This window comes from Pseudarthrobacter oxydans (assembly GCF_013314975.1).
Taxonomy (GTDB): Bacteria; Actinomycetota; Actinomycetes; order Actinomycetales; family Micrococcaceae; genus Arthrobacter; species Arthrobacter oxydans.
The window spans coordinates 24908-45339 of record NZ_JABTYH010000035.1 but is presented as its reverse complement, the minus strand read 5'-3'; the positions used below and the strand labels follow the sequence as shown (position 1 = coordinate 45339).

General features: G+C 66.1%; 18 protein-coding genes, 1 tRNA gene and 1 other RNA gene. 12 read left to right on the top strand and 8 right to left on the bottom strand.

Annotated elements, in window-relative coordinates:
• The first annotated feature begins 59 nt into the window (after positions 1–59).
• Positions 60–1697, top strand: coding sequence for a stealth family protein (locus HTS88_RS18560; protein WP_174180989.1), 1638 nt, complete (start codon positions 60–62; stop codon positions 1695–1697).
• 51 nt (positions 1698–1748) lie between these two features.
• Here the strand turns inward: HTS88_RS18560 and HTS88_RS18555 are convergent, their stop codons facing one another.
• From HTS88_RS18555 to HTS88_RS18545, 3 genes are all read right to left on the bottom strand, one after another.
• Positions 1749–2678 (bottom strand): phosphodiesterase, encoded by a 930-nt coding sequence (locus HTS88_RS18555; RefSeq protein WP_174180987.1) that lies wholly within the window; start codon positions 2676–2678, stop codon positions 1749–1751.
• A gap of 164 nt (positions 2679–2842) precedes the next feature.
• Positions 2843–3328, bottom strand: coding sequence for a glutathione peroxidase (locus HTS88_RS18550; RefSeq protein ID WP_343045020.1), 486 nt, complete (start codon positions 3326–3328; stop codon positions 2843–2845).
• A gap of 102 nt (positions 3329–3430) precedes the next feature.
• Positions 3431–5041, bottom strand: a complete 1611-nt coding sequence (locus HTS88_RS18545) for a peptidoglycan DD-metalloendopeptidase family protein (protein WP_174180983.1) — start codon at positions 5039–5041, stop codon at positions 3431–3433.
• Positions 5042–5265: 224 nt separating this feature from the next.
• Between HTS88_RS18545 and HTS88_RS18540 the strand changes: the two genes are divergently transcribed.
• Complete coding sequence (locus HTS88_RS18540; RefSeq protein ID WP_174180981.1) at positions 5266–6186, top strand: oxygenase MpaB family protein; 921 nt, start codon at positions 5266–5268, stop codon at positions 6184–6186.
• Between the two features lie 70 nt (positions 6187–6256).
• On the opposite strand, the gene HTS88_RS18535 is transcribed toward HTS88_RS18540, so the two are convergent.
• Positions 6257–6341: transfer RNA gene (locus tag HTS88_RS18535), tRNA-Ser, on the bottom strand.
• A gap of 336 nt (positions 6342–6677) precedes the next feature.
• Between HTS88_RS18535 and HTS88_RS18530 the strand changes: the two genes are divergently transcribed.
• From HTS88_RS18530 to HTS88_RS18510, 5 genes are all read left to right on the top strand, one after another.
• Positions 6678–7040: a YqfO family protein gene (locus tag HTS88_RS18530; protein WP_174180979.1), complete on the top strand. Its 363-nt coding sequence runs from the start codon at positions 6678–6680 to the stop codon at positions 7038–7040.
• A gap of 7 nt (positions 7041–7047) precedes the next feature.
• Positions 7048–7144: signal recognition particle sRNA small type (gene ffs / locus HTS88_RS18525), an RNA gene on the top strand.
• A 21-nt stretch (positions 7145–7165) separates the two neighbouring features.
• A complete protein-coding gene (locus HTS88_RS18520; RefSeq protein ID WP_174180976.1) occupies positions 7166–10831 on the top strand; it encodes a DNA polymerase III subunit gamma and tau in 3666 nt (1221 codons plus the stop codon).
• Positions 10832–10909: 78 nt separating this feature from the next.
• A complete protein-coding gene (gene recR / locus HTS88_RS18515; RefSeq protein ID WP_066273645.1) occupies positions 10910–11509 on the top strand; it encodes a recombination mediator RecR in 600 nt (199 codons plus the stop codon).
• Positions 11510–11788: 279 nt separating this feature from the next.
• Positions 11789–13147: an aspartate kinase gene (locus HTS88_RS18510; protein WP_174180974.1), complete on the top strand. Its 1359-nt coding sequence runs from the start codon at positions 11789–11791 to the stop codon at positions 13145–13147.
• A 100-nt stretch (positions 13148–13247) separates the two neighbouring features.
• On the opposite strand, the gene HTS88_RS18505 is transcribed toward HTS88_RS18510, so the two are convergent.
• Both HTS88_RS18505 and HTS88_RS18500 read right to left on the bottom strand, forming a co-directional pair.
• Entirely contained in the window at positions 13248–13463 is a 216-nt protein-coding gene (locus HTS88_RS18505) for a hypothetical protein (RefSeq protein WP_174180972.1), read from the bottom strand.
• 122 nt (positions 13464–13585) lie between these two features.
• Complete coding sequence (locus HTS88_RS18500; protein WP_066273642.1) at positions 13586–13828, bottom strand: hypothetical protein; 243 nt, start codon at positions 13826–13828, stop codon at positions 13586–13588.
• A 76-nt stretch (positions 13829–13904) separates the two neighbouring features.
• Between HTS88_RS18500 and HTS88_RS18495 the strand changes: the two genes are divergently transcribed.
• The 4 genes from HTS88_RS18495 to HTS88_RS18480 are packed head-to-tail and all read left to right on the top strand — an operon-like array spanning position 13905 to position 16218.
• Entirely contained in the window at positions 13905–14393 is a 489-nt protein-coding gene (locus HTS88_RS18495) for a MarR family winged helix-turn-helix transcriptional regulator (protein ID WP_174180970.1), read from the top strand.
• A 4-nt stretch (positions 14394–14397) separates the two neighbouring features.
• Positions 14398–14976 (top strand): SSI family serine proteinase inhibitor, encoded by a 579-nt coding sequence (locus tag HTS88_RS18490; protein WP_246256457.1) that lies wholly within the window; start codon positions 14398–14400, stop codon positions 14974–14976.
• Positions 14948–15886 (top strand): 3-methyladenine DNA glycosylase, encoded by a 939-nt coding sequence (locus HTS88_RS18485; protein WP_174180968.1) that lies wholly within the window; start codon positions 14948–14950, stop codon positions 15884–15886. Before HTS88_RS18490 ends, HTS88_RS18485 begins: the two co-directional genes overlap by 29 nt.
• Positions 15883–16218, top strand: a complete 336-nt coding sequence (locus HTS88_RS18480; RefSeq protein ID WP_104188222.1) for a serine protease inhibitor — start codon at positions 15883–15885, stop codon at positions 16216–16218. The genes HTS88_RS18485 and HTS88_RS18480 overlap by 4 nt, the downstream gene beginning before the upstream one ends.
• Before the next feature lie 87 nt (positions 16219–16305).
• On the opposite strand, the gene HTS88_RS18475 is transcribed toward HTS88_RS18480, so the two are convergent.
• Complete coding sequence (locus HTS88_RS18475; protein ID WP_174180993.1) at positions 16306–19410, bottom strand: S8 family serine peptidase; 3105 nt, start codon at positions 19408–19410, stop codon at positions 16306–16308.
• Between the two features lie 288 nt (positions 19411–19698).
• Positions 19699–19884 carry a hypothetical protein gene (locus HTS88_RS18470; protein WP_174180966.1) on the bottom strand — a complete coding sequence of 62 codons (186 nt, stop codon included), beginning with the start codon at positions 19882–19884 and terminating at the stop codon, positions 19699–19701.
• Positions 19885–20179: 295 nt separating this feature from the next.
• On the opposite strand from HTS88_RS18470, the gene purS reads away from it, so the two are divergent.
• Positions 20180–20431 carry a phosphoribosylformylglycinamidine synthase subunit PurS gene (gene purS / locus HTS88_RS18465; RefSeq protein ID WP_015935902.1) on the top strand — a complete coding sequence of 84 codons (252 nt, stop codon included), beginning with the start codon at positions 20180–20182 and terminating at the stop codon, positions 20429–20431.
• Position 20432: the final 1 nt, after the last annotated feature.

Sequence of the window (20432 nt, the reverse complement as noted above, 5' to 3'; positions counted from 1 at the left end):
CCGGTTCCCCGGCCCCGGGCATCCTGCCCGAAACCTGCTGTTTAGGCCGCCCGGCTATCATGCAGGTAGGAACGCATACTTTGACGAGCACGGAGACGACCATTACAGAAGCACCGGTTCAAGACGAGGTCTACTACGGAGGCCAGGCCTCCGTAGAGGAACAATTCCACGCGGAGATCACTTCCCCCGAAGCTGAGCAGCGGCTTAACCCCCGCCCTGATGTCATCACGCATAAGGGCCGCATCGCGCTGATCAACCAGACCAGGACCCCTTACCAGGCCATGGTGGAGGACCTCCTGTTCGTGCGCAACGTGCTAGCCAACGCGGACCTGGCGTACCTGCTGGTCAGGGGCAACAACGACCGGCCGGTCATTGCCCTGGACTGGAAAGACCGGAAGAAACTGCGGGCGGCCCTGGTGGAAGCCTGCCGGGACGAGCCTTTCTACTCCATGACGGTGGATGCCAAGAAGAAGACCTCGCTGCTGGTTGCGGACGGCGAGCTTTCCACCAACCGCCAGGCGCGCATCTTCCGCCTGTACCGGCCCCGCGTGGAACCCAACGGCGGCTTCGAGTTCGGCTCGTCAGCAGGTGTGCAGATTGAGCTGTGGTCCTTCAAGGCCAATGAAATCACCCTGCCGATCGAGAACTCCCTCACGCGCAGGACCCTGCTCCGCCAGGATGCCGTCCGCGGCACCGTGGAGCGTTACGGCCACACCTGGCCCACCATCGAGAACATGTTCGCCGACCACGCCAGCGACATCAGCTTCGACATCGATCTGGTGTTCTCCTGGGTGGACGGAAGCTCCCCCGAGTACATTGCCGCCCGGCGCGCCCAGCAGAAGGACGTTGTCCTGGGCGAGGGCGACGACCACGAGGCCCGTTTCCGGCAGATCAACGAACTCAAATACGCACTCCGGTCCGTGTACATGTTCGCCCCGTGGATCCGCCGCATCTTCATCGCCACGGACTCACCGGCCCCTGAGTGGCTGGCGGACCATCCCTCGGTGACCATTGTCCGCAGTGAAGAGTTCTTCTCGGACCCCTCGGTGCTTCCCACGCATAATTCGCAGGCGGTGGAGTGCCAGCTCCACAACATCGAAGGCCTCTCGGAGCACTTCCTGTACTCGAACGACGACATGTTCTTCGGCCGGCCGGTCAGCCCGGACCTGTTTTTCACGCCCGGCGGCATCACGAAGTTTGTCGAGGCGGAAACCCGGATCGGCCTGGGTGAGAACGCCGTTGAGCGGAGCGGGTTCGAGAACGCAGCCCGCGTCAACCGGAAGCTGCTGTGGAACCGGTTCGGGCGGATCACCACCCGACACCTGGAGCACTGTGCTGCACCGTTGCGCCGCAGCGTTGTGTCGAAGATGGAGCGGGAGTTCCCGGAGGAGTTCCGGAAAACGGCTGCCAGCCGTTTCCGGGCAGCGGACAACATTTCCGTTACCAACTCGTTCTACCACTACTACGCACTGCTCACCGGCCGGGCAGTAACCCAGACGGCGGCGAAGGTCCGCTACGTTGATACCACCATGAAGTCGGGACTGAAGTACCTGCCCAAGCTCCTGGCCAAGCGGAACATGGACTTCTTCTGCCTGAACGACGGCAGTTTCCCGGAAGTGCCTGCCGACGAGCGCGCTGCACAGGTCACCGATTTCCTGGACAAGTACTTCCCTATCAAGGCGCCCTGGGAAAAATAGCCGGAAGACAAAGGTCCGTGCCGCTGGCGGCACGGACCTTTGTCTTTACTCCTAGCGGCTGCTGGGCAGCCCGAGCTTTGGGCTGCTCCGTTGCTTGGCGCTTTCCGGAATCCGGACCCCGGCGGCGTCCAGGCGCCGCTTTGTCTCTTCCGGGGAGACGTACTCGCCTACCGTCGTCGAACGTCCCATGGGAACCACGGAGTGAACGATCGTGTGCTCGTAGACGTGGACCAGGTTGAAGGACTGGCCGCTGTCCTGGCCCCTGGTGCCCCCAGCGGGGACGTTCAGGTCCTGGGTGTAGCAGCTGGCTGAGGCCACGGAGACGGGGATGCCGGCAAAGCTTGCCGTGGTCGAATAGTGCAGGTGCCCGGCAAGGATGGTGCGGACGTCCGAGTTCCGGACCACAGCCTCCAGCGAGGCCTGGTCCCGCAGCTCCACCAGGACGGAGAGATCCAGGACTGATGGAACAGGCGGGTGGTGCAGCGCCAGGATGGTGCCGTCGGGGGCCGGAGTGTCCAGTTGCCGTGTGAGCCACTCAAGCTGGGAGGCGCTCAGTTCACCATGGTGGCATCCGGGCACGGTGGTATCCATGGTGATGACGCGGAGCCCGTTGATGAAGTAGCTCTTGTCCACGGGCCCGTCATGGGCGGGTTCGTCCAGCAGGCCCGTCCTGAAGTTGGCGCGGTTGTCGTGGTTGCCCATCGCCCAGATGACCTTGGCGCCAAGCTCTTCGCAGGCGGGGTCGACGATCGCCCGGAGTTTGACGTAGGCCTCAGGATCGCCTTTGTCGGCGAGGTCTCCCGTGAAGATGACGGCCTCGGGCCGTGCACCGGAGGCCTTGACCTCTTCAAAGAGCTGAATGAGCCTGGCTTCGCTGTCAACGACGCCGTAAAGGGGGTCCGGACCTCCCATCAAGTGGGGATCGCTCAGGTGGAGAAGGAAGTGGCGTGGCCGGGGATGTTCGGCCTCGATGTGCTCCATTGCTGCCTCTGTGGTCGGTGGGAAACGGCGCTTCCCTTGTACCCTTCAGTAAGGTTTATCCAATCAGACATTTGGCAAACTTTGGGTAAATCGCCGTGGCTGATGTGGAAAAAGATGAAAGAACTGCGCTTTTGCGTGGCTGCGTTCGGCGCAGCGGCGGTTTTTTAACCAAGGGCGCCCTCGATGGCGTCGATCACCTCTGCCGAGTCGGGTTCCACTGTGGGCGCAAAGCGTCCCACTACTTCCCCTTCCCGGTTGACGAGGAACTTCTCGAAGTTCCACTTCACCAGTCCGGGCAGAAGTCCTGTCTTGAAGTTGGTGAGTTCCGCGTACAGCGGGTGCTGGCTCCTGCCGCGGACGTCCGCCTTAACGGTCAAGGGGAATGTCACCCCGAAGTTCCGCTGGCAGAACTCGGCGATCTCGCTGTCACTGCCAGGTTCCTGCCCGGCGAACTGGTTGCACGGGACGCCAAGGATCTCGAACCCGCGGTCCCTGAACTTTTCGTAGAGCGTCTCCAGACCGGCGTACTGGGGCGTGAACCCGCAGTTGGAGGCGACGTTCACCACCATCACCACTTTTCCCTTGAACATGCCAAAGTCAGTGGTGGTGCCGTCGTTCAGGGTCAGGGGGATCGGGTACAGGGATGTCACAGGTTGCGTCCTCGGAGAATTGTTCATGCCTGGAATTCGTTACCGGCGAACCAGTGTACTGGTCCGGGCTTGGAGTTTCCTGGGTGAACCTCCGGGTGGGTCCTAGGGCTCCTGGGTCGCGGTCGTGCCGGTTGGCAGCGGCACCGGTTCGGTGGTCTCACTCGGTGCCGGAACCGGTTCGACGGAAAAAGTCGCTGTGGGTGCCGGCGCGGGTTCGACCGGGACGGGCTCAACCGGCGTGGGTGCGGGTTCGACCGGTACAGGGTCGACCGGCGTGGGTGCAGGCTCGACCGGTACAGGCTCAACCGGCGTGGGTGCAGGCTCGACCGGTACAGGCTCAACCGGCACGGGTACAGGCTCGACGGGCGCGGGCTCAACCGGCGCGGGCTCAACCGGCGCGGGTGCCGGCTCAACCGGTGTCGGTGTTCCCGTTCCCGGATCCGTCGGGGTCGGTGTGCCCGTCTCCGTCGGCGTCGGGGTCGGTGTGCCCGTCTCCGTCGGGGACGGGGTCGGTGTGCCCGTCTCCGTCGGGGACGGCGACGGCGTGCCAGTCTCACTCTCCGTCGGGGACGGCGACGGCGTACCAGTCCCAGTCTCCGTCGGGGACGGCGACGGCGTACCAGTCCCAGTCTCCGTCGCGGATGGCGTCGGCGTGCCATACCCGGCCCATGCAGTCGGTGACGGCGTTCCGGAGTCCGCGGGCCTCAGAGTCGACAGCCAGGACGCTGGCGAAGACGGAGACCCGGCCGTCGTCGTCGTCGCTTTGACCCAGCGGGGAGCCGGCGGAGGCTCGCTGCCCTGGCCCACGGGGATGGTCCAGCGTATGGGCCCGGTGGACGGAGCGTCAGTGCCCGGCAGGTAGGACCGCAGGTCAGCAGGTCCACCGCCGAAGGGCCTAAGCGCGATCAGGCGCCACTTCTGTGGGCTCACGTGGTGCCCGTCGAGGATCGTTTCGAAGTGCAGGTGGCATCCCGTCGACCATCCGGTGGAGCCCACCCGCGCAATGGCCTGCCCGGCGCTGACGGAATCCCCGCTGCGGACGGCGATGGACTCCAGGTGGTTGTACGTGGTGATCAGCCCGTTGCCGTGGTCAATCTCAACCCGGTTGCCGCCGCCCCAGGGATGCCAGCCCGCCGCGCGGACCTCTCCCGCGTCAGCCGCATGGACCTGGGTGCCGCAGGGAGCCGCATAGTCCTGGCCGAGGTGGAAATCGCCTGCTGCTCCGGACAACGGACTGACTCGGAAACCGAAGGGCGACGACGGAGCCAGCTGCTTGAGGGGAGCCATCAGATACCCCGCCGGCGGCCTGCCCACCGCTGTCAGCTCCACGGCGAGGGCAGACGGGGTCTCCTCCCCGTGGCCACTCACCAGCGGACGGGGAAAGGCGATCTCCACCTGGGGGTCGCTCAGGATGGCCGCGGTCAGGGGCCCGGCAACGAGACCGTCCAGCGTCGGTGCGCCCGACTCCCTGCTGCCGTGCCGGTCTGAACTGGTGCCGGTACTGGAACCAGCCGGAATCCCCACGGCACCCATGCCTGCGCCGGGGCGGATAACGGAGGCCGTCAAGGTCCCCGCTTCAGGTGCACTGCCGGAGGGGTTCACCGCCCAGACGGCCATGGCCAGCACCCCGCTGGCCGCCACGGCACGCACAGCGGTCAGGCACAAACTTTTGGGGCCTGTGGCGTCCTTCCCGGATACCGCGTGATTGCCCATGAGACTGACTCCAGGACGTGGCTGGCCGCCCCTGTCATGACGGTATCTCCCATGGGAACATACGGGCGGGGACCCTGGGAACCCTGCAGCGGGACACTGCGGTTTTTTTGTGGTTGCCCGCTGTCCGGTGGCTGAAACCAGGTTGTCCGGGCAGGCACCTCGAGAGCCCGGGTTGTGCTTACGATTAGCCCAACAGCGGGGTATGCCGCAGGAGGGCGTGCACAATGAAGAACATCCTGAGTCCTATCAAGAAACGCCTTGTCCACACGTTTAGTAACGGCTCCGACGGTGTTCCGCAGTGGCAGCTCGATCTCGCGAAGGGGGACGACCCTGGCTACCACCTGCCCGGTTCGGCGGTGTGGGCGGTGCATGGTTCCATGTCGCCCATCGTGGCCGGGATCCGCACACTGTTGATGCAGGCCCTTCACCCCGGCGCGCTTGCGGGCGTCCACGAACATTCAAACTTCCGCGAGGATCCGCTGGGCAGGCTGGCCAACACGATCCGCTGGATTTTCACCGTGACCTACGGTTCCACCGAAGCCGCGGAGAATGCCTCACGCCGGGTGCGCCGGCTGCACGAGGCCGTCCAGGGCAGTTACAGCGACAACCTCGGAACGCAGCGCGGCTACAGTGCGAACGACCCGGAACTGGCCGGCTGGATCCACCTTGCGTTCACGGACGCGTTCCTGACAGCCCACAAAATCTGGGGCGGCGCCATACCCGGCGGCCCCGACGCCTATGTCCGGGAATGGGCACAGGCGGGGCGGCTGATGGGAGTGGAGGACCCACCGCTGAGCGAAGCGGACATGCACAGGCAACTGGACCGCTGGTACCAGAGCGGTGAGCTTCGCGTCGACGCCCGGGTGGCGGAGACGGTGGAGTTCATCCGGAACCCGCCGTTGAACCGGGTGCTCCGGCCGGGCTATCGGATCCTGTTTGCCGGTGCGGTGTACAGCCTGGAGCCAAGGTACCGCCAGATGCTCGGACTGGCTGTACCACGGCTGGGTCCTGTGACGCTGCCGGTGAGGCTCGCTACCAAGCTGGTTCTCGGCGTCGTACGCCTGGCGTTGGGACGCAGGGGCCCCAGCGAACTCGCCGCCAGGGAACGACTCAGCAGGCTGGGCGTGCCGGGCGCAGACGCGTGACCGGCGTCCGCAACCCTAACAAACAAAAGAACCCGGCCCCGGCAGGTGCCGGAGCCGGGTTCTTAACCGGCGGAGAATGGGGGATTTGAACCCCCGAGGGCGTTAACCCAACACGCGTTCCAGGCGTGCGCCATAGGCCGCTAGGCGAATTCTCCAGCTGCTTCTGAATCAAAAGCAGATACTAGATTACCTGATCTTTTCCGCATCGCCCAATTGACCCCCGGCTGCACGGCCGTAAGGTCCGGACGGAGGACTCCCGGCCGGCCGGGTTCACGCCGGCCCGGACGATTTTAACCACGAAATGGACGCCCCCAACGCGTCCATTCCCCGGACACCGTTGAGCTGCCGGGTCCGGCCCCGTTCAGCCAGGCCACGCAGCTCACAACCTTGAGATTGCCCCAATCGGTGTATATACCCATGATCAAGGGCGCCGGCGGGATAAGCAACGATTTTCGTCCACCACCCCCGCCCGGTTCCGGCAGGATGAAGCCATGAACGAGCTGCATGCACTGGTGGTTTACGTCCCCCGTACTCACACTGAGGCGCTCCTCGCGGCCATCGGCGATGCCGGAGCAGGCAGAATCGGCAAGTACTCGCACTGTTCCTTCGTCACGGCGGGGACAGGCCGCTTTACTCCCCTGGACGGCGCGGAGCCGTACCTGGGACGGGTCGGCATGCCGGAAGAAGCCGCCGAGGACAGGATCGAATGCGTGGTTGAAGCGCCTCTGCTGGAAGGGGTCATCGCCGCCGTGCGGGCAACGCATCCGTATGAGGAGCCTGCCTTCATGAGCTGGCCGGTGGAAGGCTGGCGCCGGACGGAAGGCCGATTCGAGTCGGGCAGCAAGTTCGGGTAAAGTGTCTGACGGCCCCTCATGTGGCGTCATCCTGTTGAACTCCCCCAGGACCGGAAGGTAGCAAGGGTAAATGGGCTCTGGCGGGTGCATGGGGGGTCTTTACTATTCCCCCACAGGGCGGCAGGATGTCGGCCCGGATTGGTAGGGTTTTCTCTGTGACAGTTACTACCGCCCTCTACCGCAGGTACCGTCCGGACTCCTTTGCAGACGTTATCGGGCAGGAACATGTCACCGAGCCGTTGATGACCGCTTTGCGGAAAAACCGGGTCAACCACGCCTACCTTTTCTCGGGGCCAAGGGGCTGCGGCAAAACCACGTCCGCACGGATCCTGGCGCGCTGCCTCAACTGCGCCCAGGGCCCCACGGACACCCCCTGCGGCACGTGCCCCAGCTGCGTTGAGCTGGCCCGCGGCGGCTCAGGCTCCCTGGACGTCATCGAGATCGACGCCGCAAGCCACGGTGGTGTGGACGATGCCCGGGACCTCCGCGAGCGCGCCACCTACGCCCCGGTGCGTGACCGCTACAAGATCTTCATCATCGACGAGGCCCACATGGTCACGTCAGCCGGCTTCAACGCCCTGCTGAAGATCGTTGAAGAACCACCGGAACACATCAAGTTCATCTTCGCCACCACGGAACCGGACAAGGTCATCGGGACCATCCGCTCCCGCACGCACCACTACCCCTTCCGGCTTGTGCCGCCGGAGCCGCTGATGGCCTACCTTGAGCTGCTGTGTAACCAGGAGAATGTTCCGGTGGCCCCGGGCGTCCTGTCACTGGTGATCCGCGCCGGCGGCGGTTCCGTCCGCGACTCACTTTCCGTCCTGGACCAGCTGATGGCGGGTGCAGGCCCGAACGGCCTGGACTACGAACTCGCGGTCGCCCTCCTGGGCTACACCCACGCTTCGCTGCTCGATGACGTGGTTGAAGCCGTGGCCGCTTCCGACGCCGCCACCGTTTTCCGGGCCGTAGACCGGGTCATCCAAACCGGCCACGATCCCCGCCGGTTCGTGGAGGACCTCCTGGAGCGCTTCCGCGACCTCATCATTGTCCAGGCCATGCCCGAAAGCGCCCAGACCATACTTCGCGGCATGCCCGCGGACCAGATTGCCCGGCTGAAGAACCAGGCCCACAACCTGGGCGCGGCCGAGCTGTCGCGGGCAGCAGATGTCACCAACACGGCGCTGACCGAGATGACCGGCGCCACCTCCCCGCGGCTGCACCTTGAGCTGCTGTGCGCCAGGATCCTGCTGCCCAGCTCCGAGCAGAACGAGCGCGGCATGGCCGCCCGGATAGACCGTGTGGAACGCCGGCTGAACTACGCCGGGAACGACGTCGGCGCTCCCGCCGCCCCAGGTGCGCCCCGCACCGCGGCGGATGTTTCCCCTGCGCCTCAAGCGGGGGCACTTCCGGCTCCCGCCGCTGCAGTTCCTGAATCTCCTGCTGCCCCGGCGGTTTCTGGCGGCGGCCAAGCTGTTCCTGCCGCTCCGCCAGCTGCTGCGGCGCCTGTCGCGCCCGCCGCCTCGCAACCGCCTGCAGTGTCAGGGGCTTCGAGCACGCCTGCGGGCGCGTCAGCGGCTTCGCCTTCCGCGCCGGCTCCTGATTCGGCGTCGGCAGCACCAGCCGCTCCGGCAACGCATGCTGCCAGCCGGGCAGAGGATGTTTCCTCCCCTGCTGGTGCACCCCGCGGCCCGCTGACCGCACCGCGCGTCAGCACCAATGACTGGCCCGTAGAGGATCCGGCGGCGAACAGGTCCTCATCCACCCCTCCCGCCGGCCGCGGCGGCGACGTGCCCCGCCCCGCCACGGCGGAGCCGGCGTCCGCTGCTCCCGGCCAGGCACAGGGTGGCCCTTCCGGGGCAGCCCCGGGCCCGGTACAGGGTACAAGGCAGGAGCCGGCGGACCGGCCGGCGCCGGTTTCCACGCCACAGCCCTCCCCTGCCCAGCAGGATAGGCCTGCCCCGGCGGCTGCCGCAGCGGCTGGATCCATGGGCGATGTTGAGGTCCTGCGCCGTGCCTGGCCGGATGTCCTGCAAACGCTGTCCAAAATCAAGCGCAGCACATGGGCGCTCGTCGAACCCAACGCGCAGGTTGCCGCGTTCGACGGCCACCTCCTGACCCTCGCCTTCACCACGCCCGGGCTTGCCGGCGCCTTCGGCCGGGCAGACCATTCAGACAATTTGCGGCAGGCCATCCACAAAACCGTGGGCATCGACTGCCAGATCACTGCGTCGGCCGGTGGCGGCGCGCAGGCGAGCTCTGACCCAAACCCAAAAGTGCCCGCCACCCGGGTGGCCCAGGCAACGTCGGCTGACGTCGCGTGGGGCCTGGCCCCCGCGCCGTCATCGTCACCCGACGACTCAGTCCAGCAGCCCGGCACCCCTGGCCGCGCCAGTGGTGGGAACCAGCAGGGCGGATTGCCGGGTCGGGACGGCGCGGACAGTGCGGCCCTGCACACCCCTGGGCGGGACGCACAACAGCGCACGGAAGGCGCGGCTGCAAGGGACAACGCCGGCCGTACCGGGGCCGCCACACCGGAGCCCGCTGCGGATCAGGCGGCCGTCTCGGCCAACCCTGCCAGCCCGTTTGCGGAGGGCGGTGCCGGGTCCGCCCCCGGGCAGGCGCCCGGACGCGTCCCCACCCCTGCACATGCCTCCCCGGCTCCCGTTGCGGCTGCCCCGGCAGGCGACTACTCATATTCTGATGACGACTGGGGACCGGCCAGGGACGAGGACGCTCCCCCGCTGGACGAAGAACCTCCCATGGACTGGGACCCTTCTGCCCACTCCCGGCCGCCGGCAACGGCCGGCACCACTTCGAACAGCACCGGTTCAGGAAGTGCGGTATCAGGCAGTGCAGCATCAGGCAGTGCGGTATCAGGCAGTGCGGTATCAGGCAGTGCGGGTACGGGTGGTGTTCCAAGCAGGTCCGGTTCCTCAGTGGTCGGTTCCGCTCCGGCGGGTTCCGCTTCCGGCACCACCGCCCAGGGCAATGGCCGGCCTGGCGCTGATCCGGCGTCGGCCTCCGGAAGTCCCCACGATCCCTGGACCCGCGCAGTCGAACAGGCACCCGGTGTCTGGGTGGTCGGCGAGGAAAGCAACGTGGGCAGGAGTGCCTCAGCGGATGGGCCCGAAGAGGCGGCAAACCCGCCTGCTCCAACGCCGCACTACGAACCAGCTGCCGCCCAGGTGCCGCCCTCCATCCCGGTCACTCAGGCCGGCTCCAGTCCTGAACCCGACTGGGGCCTGGCACCTGCCCCGTCTCCCGGCAGCGGACAACCCGGAGCCGACCCTTACGGACAGGCGCCTTCATCACCGGAGCACATGCGCGCGCCCGAGTACGCCATGGCATCAGCCTCCCCCGCTGCTGCCACGCCGGCACACGCCACTCATGCCCCGGCGGCACCATCTCCAGCAGCACCGTCGCCGGCAGTGTCGTCCCCGGCACCATCTGCCCCGGCGGCTTCGGTGACCGCTGCTGCTGCGCCGGCCGCTCCGGCGAAGGCGGCCCCGGCAAAGTCTCCGCAGGCGTCGTCTGCTGCCGCAGCAGAAGCACGGCAGAGCCTGTACCAGCGCCTGTCCAACAGCCCCGAAGCAGAGGCCGGGCGGGCCAAGGCTCCGGCCAGGGCGGTGGCAGCCGCCGCCACCTACGTCCAGGACATCCCCAGCGCCGACGATGAGACGATCGAAGAGTCGGGAGTGTTCGGACGTGCCGCCGTGGAGCGTATTCTGGGCGGGAAGCTGATTGAGGAGCGTTCCCCGGACGGAAGCCCCATCGCGCCGCGGTACTGACCGCGGCCCCGGCATGCCGGGGGCGCACCTGCAAGTCATGGCTTTACCCGCAAACCACACCAAGCTGAAGAGGGAAACGTGTACGAAGGTGCTGTCCAGGAGCTGATCGACGAGCTCGGACGCCTTCCGGGGGTGGGCCCCAAGTCCGCCCAACGGCTCGCGTTCCACATCCTCGAGGCGGACCCGCAGGACATGAAGCGGCTGGTTGAGGCGATCACCACTGTCAAGGAACGGGTCAAATTCTGCTCGGTCTGCGGCAACGTCACCGAGCAGGAACTCTGCAATATTTGCCGGGATCCCCGCCGGGATCCGGCCGTGATCTGCGTGGTCGAGGAATCGAAGGATGTTCTGGCCGTGGAGCGGACACGGTCGTTCCGGGGCCGCTACCACGTGCTGGGCGGCGCCATCAATCCCATCGCGGGAGTGGGACCAGAACAGCTCCGGATCCGCGAGCTGCTGACCCGGCTTAACGACGGCGCCATCCAGGAAGTCATCATCGCCACGGACCCCAATCTTGAGGGTGAGGCCACCGCCACGTACCTGGCACGCATGCTGAAGACGATCGGGATCACGGTGACCCGCCTCGCCTCCGGGCTTCCGGTGGGCGGAGACCTGGAATACGCGGACGAGGTCACCCTGGGACGCGCCTTCGAGGGCCGCCGCAACGCCCTGACCTGACCGGGCGCCACCTGACACGGCGCAACAAACCGGCATACCACAACACAACAGGTTCCGGCGCCCTGCCAGGGGACTCCTGGCTGCACCTGTCGCAAGCAAACACGCCCCGCAACGGCGCATCGCGGGCCTGAAAATGGTCACAATTCAACCCCGGGCTGCGGGCGGCGATAAACTGGGAAAAGAAGTCGCGCCATGGATGGCGTTAGTTCCCAGCGTCAGGGCCAGCACAGCGTTACGGCTGTCTGGCCGGACTCCAATTGATTCAGTGAAGGTACGCGCATGAGTACGCCCACTACCGAAGTGCACAACGCAACGCAGCAGCAGGAGCCGCCCGCCGGCCGTGCGGTGACAAAGCAGCTCATCGTGCAGAAGTTCGGCGGATCCTCCGTGGCGGACGCGGACGGCATCAAGCGGGTAGCCAAACGCGTGGTGGACGCACAGATTGCCGGCAACGAAGTTGTGGTGGTCGTCTCGGCCATGGGCGATACCACTGACGAGCTCCTCGACCTTGCCGCGCAGGTGACGGATTCCGCGCCGGCCCGCGAGATGGACATGCTGCTGTCCGCGGGTGAGCGCATCTCCATGGCACTTCTGGCCATGGCCATCAACAAACTGGGCGCCTCCGCCCAGTCCTTCACCGGTTCCCAGGCCGGCATGATCACCGATGGCATCCACGGCAAGGCCCGGATCATCGACGTCGACCCCCACCGGATCCGCACCGCCCTGGACAAGGGCAATATCGCAATCGTGGCCGGCTTCCAGGGCATGAGCCGGGCCACCAACGAGATCACCACCCTGGGCCGGGGCGGTTCAGACACCACTGCCGTGGCACTGGCTGCCGCACTGGAAGCGGACGTCTGCGAGATCTACACGGACGTGGACGGCATATACACGGCTGATCCCCGCGTTGCTCCCTCCGCCCAGAAGATCGAGCGGATTTCCAGCGAGGAAATGCTCGAGCTCGCGGCGTCCGGAGCCAAGATCCTGCACCTGCGCTGCGTGGAATACGCCCGCAGGTTCGGCGTCCCCCTGCATGTCCGTTCCTCATTCAGCCAGCACGAAGGCACGTGGGTCATCCCCAGCGCCGAAGACAAGATCACCACACAAGAGGGAGTTGCCTTGGAGCAGCCAATCATCTCCGGCGTTGCGCACGACCGTTCCGAAGCCAAGGTCACCGTTGTTGGCGTTCCGGACATCCCCGGCAAGGCCGCAGCGATCTTCCAGGTCATCGCCGACGCCCACTCGAACATCGACATGATCGTGCAGAACGTCTCCACCCACGGCACGGGGCGGACGGACATTTCCTTCACGCTTCCCATCGTGGAGGGCGCCGACGCGCTGGCAGCCCTTCATGCGGCGCAGGACCAGATCGGGTTCGAGAGCATCGAGTACAACGAGCAGATCGGCAAGCTGTCCCTGATCGGGGCGGGCATGCGCTCCCACCCGGGCGTGTCAGCAACGTTCTTCAAAGCGCTGTCCGACGCCGGCATCAACATCAACATGATCTCCACCTCCGAGATCCGCATCTCCGTGGTGACGCACGCGGACCTGCTGGATGAGGCTGTCCGTGTCATCCACAAGGCCTTTGACCTGGACAGCGAAAGCGAAGCCACCGTGTACGGCGGCACCGGCCGCTAGCCGGCAACGAAAAGCCGGGCTCCTTTTTCCGTCGATTCGGAAAGGGGCCCGGCTTTTTTATGTCCTGCTGTCGGGGGTGGCCGGAGCGACCGGGACCGGTTCAGCCCTGCTTCTCGAGGTCTTCGCGGCGTACGGCGTAGTGATGGCCGGCAGCATCGGTCTCCACAACAAAGTGCGAGAGTTCCTCTTCCGAGGCCTGTTCGAAGGCATCGTGCCTGTGCACCACCGGCGTATCGGGGTCCAGCCGCGCGGCCGGCCCAAAGAAGAACCGGAGCCTGTCGGTCAGGCCCATGAACCTGTTGACTACATGTGCCACTGTTTCCACCCCCTTCCCGACTATCCGGGGGAAAGAGTCCATGCCTCCATGCTGGAGCCAGTGCCCTTATTTTATGCCTGCGGACCGGAAAAGGCTCCCGCCCGGACCCCAAATTGGCACGCTCAGCGGAGTGACTTGTCTTCCGGGTTCCTGGGTACAACGTAGGTGCTGCCATCGGGCCTGGTGACGGTCTCCCACTGCTGGGTCTCCGCCTCACGCTGGGCCAGCAGCCTCCGGTTTTCCTCCGTCATGTCGTGGACAAGGGATGAACGGTTGGCCGGACCAAAGATGGCCCGCAGCCTTCCTGTGGCCCGCATGAAACGCTGCGACGCGTTTTCCTTGCCTTCAGAGTTGCCCTTGCCCATGAACCCGGCTCCTTACCTGACATGATAGCTACTGGAAGTGTACGCTAACAGTTAGTGCACTAACAATTGGAGGAGCATGGAGACGGCGACCGGCACCGAACCGGGGCAGGACGAGGACCTGCTCCTGGAGCACCAGTTGTGCTTCGCCCTGACGGTGGCTGCGCGCAGCGTTGTGGGTGCCTACAAGCCCGTCCTCGAAAGGCTGAACCTGACCCACCCGCAGTACCTGGTGATGCTCTGCCTGTGGGAGGCGAGTCCGCGCACTGTCCGGAACATCAGCGACGCCCTTGCCCAGGAACCGGCCACCATCTCACCCCTGCTCCGCCGGCTTGAGGCTGCGGGACTGATCACGCGACGGCGGGTGGACGGCAACGAGCGCGCCCTCGCCGTCGAACTGACCACGAAGGGCGCCGCGCTGCGCCAGGAGGCCCTCAAGGTCCCGGGAACAATGATGGAACGCCTGGGATTGACCCGAGCCCAGGTCACGGAACTGCACACCTCCATGATGGGGCTGATTGCGGCTACCTCCGGCCAGGAGACAGAACCAGAACCGGCAGTAGAATAAGGGGATGACGGACAGGCCACGGTCCATGAGGAAAACGGCGCTCGCCCTGCTGCTGGCAGCAACGCTGCTCCCGGCGTGCTCCCCGGACCAGGGGGGCGGCAGCCCTTCCGGCGAACCTTCCGCAACTCCCACGGCCTCCGCCACCGCGTCGGAGAGCCCATCCGCCAGCCCGTCCGCCGACACTGAGACCTCCGTCCCCGCCCCCGCCCCGGTACCTTCAGCGGCGCCTTCCGGACCCGGGCAGGGCAATGCCGAACTGTCCATCATCGTGACCACCGCAGAGGGAGAACCCGAGACCAGCTACACCCTGGTGTGCACAGACGGAGTCCCCGCTGCCGAGAGCGTGCATCCCGCCGCGGATGCAGCCTGCTCCGCCTTGAAAGAAAACGCGGGGCTGCTGAGCCCCAGCGTCCCGGGAACCGCGCAGGCCTGCACGCAGCAGTGGGGCGGCCCCCAGAAAGCCACCGTGACGGGAGTTGTGGACGGTGTCCCCGTAGACACTGCCTTCTCGCGCACCAATGGCTGTGAGATCGGCAGCTGGGATGCTGCAAGGGATGTCCTTGGTGTTGCCGGTGGAGCCTAGGCTCCTCGCGGCGGACGAATGGCAGGCGCTGGAGAAGGCACACCAACTGCGCGTCAGCCGCTACGCGGACCCCTACCTGGCCCGCAGGTCGGCAGGCAAAAAGCACCCGGTGGAAGACTTCCTCTTCACCTACTACACCCAGAAACCCGGCCAGCTGCGCCGCTGGCACCCCGGCGCAGGGCACGTCCTGCTGGGCCGGGAAGCGGCTGGGCGCCTTGACTGGAAGCACTACCGCCGGCTCGACGACGGCGAGCTTGCCTTCCTGGGGCTGCCGGAAGGGAGTACCGCGGTCACCTTTGACCGGGACGCCTTTCTTGCCGACCGCAGCGAGGCAATCGCCTTTGCGGGCGTCATCCTGCGCGGAACCGCAGCACGCCCCGCCCAGTTCGGCTGCTTCGGGCTGCACGAATGGGCCATGGTGTACCACCAGGACAGGTTCGACCTGCGCCACGAGTACCTGCAGCTGCGGTTGGGGCCGGCCGGCACGGACAAGGTGGTGGAGGACAACCGGATCCGCTGCACCCACTTCGACGCGTTCCGCTTCTACACTCCGGACGCCGTCCCGCTGAATGAGTTGGCGCCGAGCCGCGAGACCCAGCGCCACCTCGAACAGCCCGGCTGCCTCCACGCCAACATGGATCTGTACAAGTGGGCGTACAAGCTGCTGCCGGCCCTGCCCAGCGAGCTGGTGATGGACTGTTTTGAGTTGTCCTGGCGGATCCGCGCCATGGACATGCAGGCTTCCCCTTACGATCTTGCGGAGTGGGGCTACCCCGCAATTCCCATCGAGACGCCGCAGGGCAAGGCCGAGTACGTGGAGCACCAGCGCTCCTTCGCTGCGGAAGCGGCTGCCCTCCGGGAGAAGCTGGCCGTGGAACTGGAGGCACTGTCCAGGACGGTTCCGGCGTGATCGACCTGACCGTCAGGCTCCGGGAAGATCCTGCCGCCGTCGAACATGTCTTCCGGCTGGTGGCCGACGGCGGCCGCGCCCAGCCGGCCACCACCCTGCCGGACCCTGATGCGGCCCTGGCAGCGGTGGAAAAGTACGGCGAGGGCATCTTCTTTCCCAAGCCCGGCCCACCCCGGCTGTGCACCCAGCAGTACGGCGGGCCCCAGGTAGCCGTGGTCACGGGCATCTTTCATGGGCGCACCGTTGATTCTGTGTTCACGCGCACGGATGGCTGCGAAATCTCGCGCTGGAATGCCATGGCGGCGTTGCTTGGGAGCGCGGGCGGAGCCTAAGGGCCCTGCTAAGGCCGGATAAACAAAAGACAGGATCCCGGGCGGTTGAGCGCCCGGGATCCTGTCTTCTTCTCTAGCGTCAGGCCGCTACACCGCTGGTACGGCGTCTGCGAACGCCACCTGCGGAGCCCCGGCAGGGGCAACAGGCGCAGCTCCCACCTGGACGTTGACCCAGGTCCTGATGCCGTTGCCGCCCAGGCTGAGCCGGGACAGGTAGGCACCTTCGGAGAGGCCCGTCCAGGACACAGTGGCCGAGGTGGCAGTTCCGTTGGGAGCCACGATCGGGTTCGGTTCCACAGTGAGGTTGCCGGCGTCACCCGCGAAGGTAACAGCCTGGACGGAGGCGCTGGCCGGTCCGTTGTCCGGAGTGGAGTACAGGTTGACTGCCAGGTAGTACGTTCCCGCGCGCGGAGACTCCAGGTCCAGGAACTCACTGGCGGAAGCCGTCGCCACCTGGGTGGCTGTCAGTCCACCCGAGCCATTGGGTGCGTAGACCACCATGTCCCAGTCGACGTCGTCCGATTGCGCCTGGACACCGAGGCGGGCGAAGGATGCTCCTTGCGGTACCGTCACCCGGAGGAGCGCGTTGTGGTCGTCGTTCCGGGGAGCGTATTCACCGGGTGTCTTGGTGATGGCGGTCTGGCTCAGGGGTGCCAGGCCCTCCACGCCCACGTTGATGGGGTTGTCCGAACCTGACACCAGTTCCATCGTGCCGCTCCCGCTGCCCGTGGCCGAGCTGAAGGAGAAGGACGGAGCGATCTGTGCATCAACGGGCCGGATGGCGATGGGCGAACTGACCGTGCGGGGGCCTTTCCAGGTAAGGGTGCCCGTGCTGAACTTGCCCACCGGAGCGCTGGCGTTCCTGATGGTCAGGGTGACCTCGCGGGTCTGTCCTGCCTTGGCGAAGTTCAGCGATTTCGGCTCCACCTGGATGTTGAAGCCGGGCATGTTGACCTCCGGCCGGTACATACCCGGAACGAGCGCGGTCAGCTGGCGCTTGACCTGCACTTCCCCCACCAGGCTGCCGAGCGCAACGGACGGCAGGTTCAGGTCCCGGGCGGCGATGGTGCCGGCCTGCGGTGCGCCGGTGTCCACGCCCTGCCCATTGAGGTAGCCGAGCCAATCCTTGATGCCCGAGTTGTAGACAAGGCCCGGATCCAGGACGCGGGTTGAGTCGATGTGGCCTGCGCCGCCATGGAAGGGATCAGCGTTCGGCGAACCATCGGCGTTGACCAGCGGGTAGGCCGTGGTCATCATGGCCGACTTGACCGTGGCGGGAGACCAGGTGGGCTGCTTGCTGAGCACCAGAGCGCCAAACCCTGCGATGTGCGGGGCAGCCATGGAGGTGCCTGACATGAAGCCGAACTGGTCGCCGTCGTTACCGATGGTGGAGACGCCCGCCAGGACGTTCACGCCCGGAGCCGCAATGTCCGGCTTCAGCAGGTCGCCGCCGGCGGCGAGGGTGGGTCCGCGGGAGGAGAAACCGGCGATCTGGGGCGCAGGCGCCGGCGGCAGGCCCGTGAGGTCGCCCTTGACAAGGCTGACTGTCAACGCGGGGTTTGCCTCCAGCTTTGATTTCAGTTCAAGGCTCTTGGGCGCGTTGACGTGGACGGTGGGCAGCACGTGGTTATCGGCATCTTCGGAGCTGCTGGTGAGGTTCACCAGGATCATGCCCACGCCCCCCTTGTCCTGCACCTCCTGGCTCTTGGCAGTCCTGTCCACCACGCCGCGGTCGCAGACAACAACCTTGCCTGCCACCTTGGCCGCATCCAGGCTGCCGGGGCCGCAAAGGTTGGCGTTGGCCACCCCGGCCGCTGCCGCTGACGCCGCAACAATCACGGGCTTGTCAGCCACTTCCGACTTCATGATGGAGGCTCCGCGGTACAGCGATCCGTCCGAGACCTTGACGGTGCCCAGCAGGTCGCTGGGGAACGTCGACGCGGCGACCGTGGTCAGCCACGGCGAGGCGTGGTTGACGGTGGACGCCGTGGGACCGGAGTTGCCGGCTGAAGCGGAGACGAAGACGCCTGCGGCGGCGGCGTTGAGGAACGCCAGGGCCACGGGGTCGGTGGTGTTGTTGTTATTGCCCGAGATGGAGTAGTTCAGGACGTCCACGCCGTCCTTGATGGCGGCTTCCACTGCCTCGACGGAGGCGGAGGAGTAGCAGCCGCCGGTGTCAGGGTTGGTGTCTTCCCAGCAGACTTTGTACACCGAGACCTTGGCTGCGGGGGCAACGCCGGAGCTCTTGCCGAAGCTTGCGCCGTCGATCACCTGTTCCACGTTGGCGTTGCCGGCGGCCGTGGTGGCGGTATGGGTTCCGTGGCTTCCGACGTCGACCGGCGAGATGAGTTCCTCGGGCGCCCGGTTCTCCGGGGCTACGTACTGCATGAAGGTGTCGGCGAAGTACCTGGCCCCGACGACCTTGGAGTTGCACAGGGAGCCGTCGAAGGAGGCTCCCGTCCCCTCGCCTTTCTGGCATTCTCCTTCGAAGGTGGTGCCGTCAGCCTTGAGCATGGCGATCCGGCCCTCAGCAGTGCGGTAGGGCACGCCCACCTGGGCAGGTCCGGTCAGCGGCTGGACCGGTTCCCCCTGCAGGAAGGGGTTGTCCGGGGCGTAGCCGGAGTCGATGACGCCCACAACCACTCCCTTGCCGGCGTTCGCTTCGCCGCCGAACTGGGTTGCCCAGGCCCCATCGGGGCCGGTCAGCTTGAGGAAGTCGGTGGTGGTGTAGTCCGGGGCGTTCTCCACGTCCGGGGCCACAACCAGCACGCGGTCGTCTTTGGACAGCTCCATGGCCTGGGCGGCGGTCAGTTCTGCCGTGAAACCATTGAGGGCAGCGGTGAACTGCTTTCCCGGGGTTACCCCCTGGCTGGCAGCGACCTCCCGCTGCTGCTTCCGGAGGTGTGCGTCGTAGGCCCGGTAGTTGGGTCCGCCTGCGTCCAGCTTCCGCCCCTTCTCGGGCTTGGTTGCACCAAGTCCGGGCGTCTCCCCCTCATACGCGGCCGCTGCGGCGCCTGCCAGGACAACGATGTAGCGTCCGTCCTTGAAGTCGGCGGGTGCATTCTCCTTGGCTGTTACTGCGTTGTCCTGCCCGGCCGGCGCCGCGGTGGCGGGAGTGATGGCCATCGAGGTGAGGAGTAGCGGCAAGCCCACGGCAAGCGCCGCTGCCTTCCGGAATCCCCCGCCCCGCATGGGGCTCTTTCCAGTAGATCTCACGTGCAAACCTTTCACGATGTACCGGCCCAGCCATGGTTGGGGGCCCGAAACGACACGGCATGGCACGCGAAGTTACAGATCTTGTCATTTCGTGAGACCCGCCGATCACAGAGTACAGACTGATAGCTGAATATGACATAGGACACAAAACTGAATTTTCCGCCAGTCATACGCCCGCCCGCCGGATTCCTGCCGCAGGGGGAAAGGGCACGAAAAAGGGCGCCCTGAAGGACGCCCTTGAACCCAGCGGAATACGCTCCGCCGCTACTGGCGCGGCGTACGGACCACGTCGCTGATCCACTGCCGGGTCTTCTCATCCACCGGCCCCGCCACCCGGTTCTCCCGGGCAAAACGGTCGGCCTTAATCTTCTGGAACACCATCCGGCCCAGCCCTGCAAACACTGCTGCGGCGACCACGGGCAACAGCACGGATTTCGAATTTTCAGCCATCCAACAATCCTAGTGATGCCGCCCGTCCAACTCCACAGCACGGGGGCCGGAAACCGCCGCCGCCACCCGTCCGGCAGGCAGGCTGTCCGCCGTCTTCCTGCCGCAACCGGCCGAATACAGGCTGTGGCCCTTCGGCCGGTAGAATGAACGAGCAAGCTCGCGGAGCGCCCGTCCTCATTGTCTGAACTCACGGCCTGACGTCACTGTCTAACACAACGTGCCCCGGACCCGGAACGGCGTGAGACGGCACCACTCCGCTGCGCCCTTACCCAAGCTCACGCACAGGAGTTACCGGATGCCCCGGATCGTTGTTGACGTCATGCCCAAGCCCGAGATTCTGGACCCGCAGGGGAAGGCGATCGTCGGCGCTCTCCCCCGCCTGGGCTTCACCAGCTTCAGCTCTGTCCGCCAGGGCAAGCGTTTCGAACTGACGGTCGACGGCGAGGTGACCGAGGAAATCCTGGCCCAGGCCCGCGACGCCGCGGAAACCCTCCTGTCCAACCCCGTGATCGAGGACGTCGTCAACGTCGAGGTCGTCGAGGCCTGAC

Coding starts and splice junctions, on each gene's coding strand:
- HTS88_RS18560 (WP_174180989.1), top strand. CDS start 60: ATGCAGGTAGGAACGCATACTTTGACGAGCACGGAGACGACCATTACA.
- HTS88_RS18555 (WP_174180987.1), bottom strand. CDS start 2,678: ATGGAGCACATCGAGGCCGAACATCCCCGGCCACGCCACTTCCTTCTC.
- HTS88_RS18545 (WP_174180983.1), bottom strand. CDS start 5,041: ATGGGCAATCACGCGGTATCCGGGAAGGACGCCACAGGCCCCAAAAGT.
- HTS88_RS18540 (WP_174180981.1), top strand. CDS start 5,266: ATGAAGAACATCCTGAGTCCTATCAAGAAACGCCTTGTCCACACGTTT.
- HTS88_RS18530 (WP_174180979.1), top strand. CDS start 6,678: ATGAACGAGCTGCATGCACTGGTGGTTTACGTCCCCCGTACTCACACT.
- HTS88_RS18520 (WP_174180976.1), top strand. CDS start 7,166: ATGTCGGCCCGGATTGGTAGGGTTTTCTCTGTGACAGTTACTACCGCC.
- HTS88_RS18510 (WP_174180974.1), top strand. CDS start 11,789: ATGAGTACGCCCACTACCGAAGTGCACAACGCAACGCAGCAGCAGGAG.
- HTS88_RS18500 (WP_066273642.1), bottom strand. CDS start 13,828: ATGGGCAAGGGCAACTCTGAAGGCAAGGAAAACGCGTCGCAGCGTTTC.
- HTS88_RS18495 (WP_174180970.1), top strand. CDS start 13,905: ATGGAGACGGCGACCGGCACCGAACCGGGGCAGGACGAGGACCTGCTC.
- HTS88_RS18490 (WP_246256457.1), top strand. CDS start 14,398: ATGACGGACAGGCCACGGTCCATGAGGAAAACGGCGCTCGCCCTGCTG.
- HTS88_RS18485 (WP_174180968.1), top strand. CDS start 14,948: ATGTCCTTGGTGTTGCCGGTGGAGCCTAGGCTCCTCGCGGCGGACGAA.
- HTS88_RS18475 (WP_174180993.1), bottom strand. CDS start 19,410: ATGCGGGGCGGGGGATTCCGGAAGGCAGCGGCGCTTGCCGTGGGCTTG.
- HTS88_RS18470 (WP_174180966.1), bottom strand. CDS start 19,884: ATGGCTGAAAATTCGAAATCCGTGCTGTTGCCCGTGGTCGCCGCAGCA.
- purS (WP_015935902.1), top strand. CDS start 20,180: ATGCCCCGGATCGTTGTTGACGTCATGCCCAAGCCCGAGATTCTGGAC.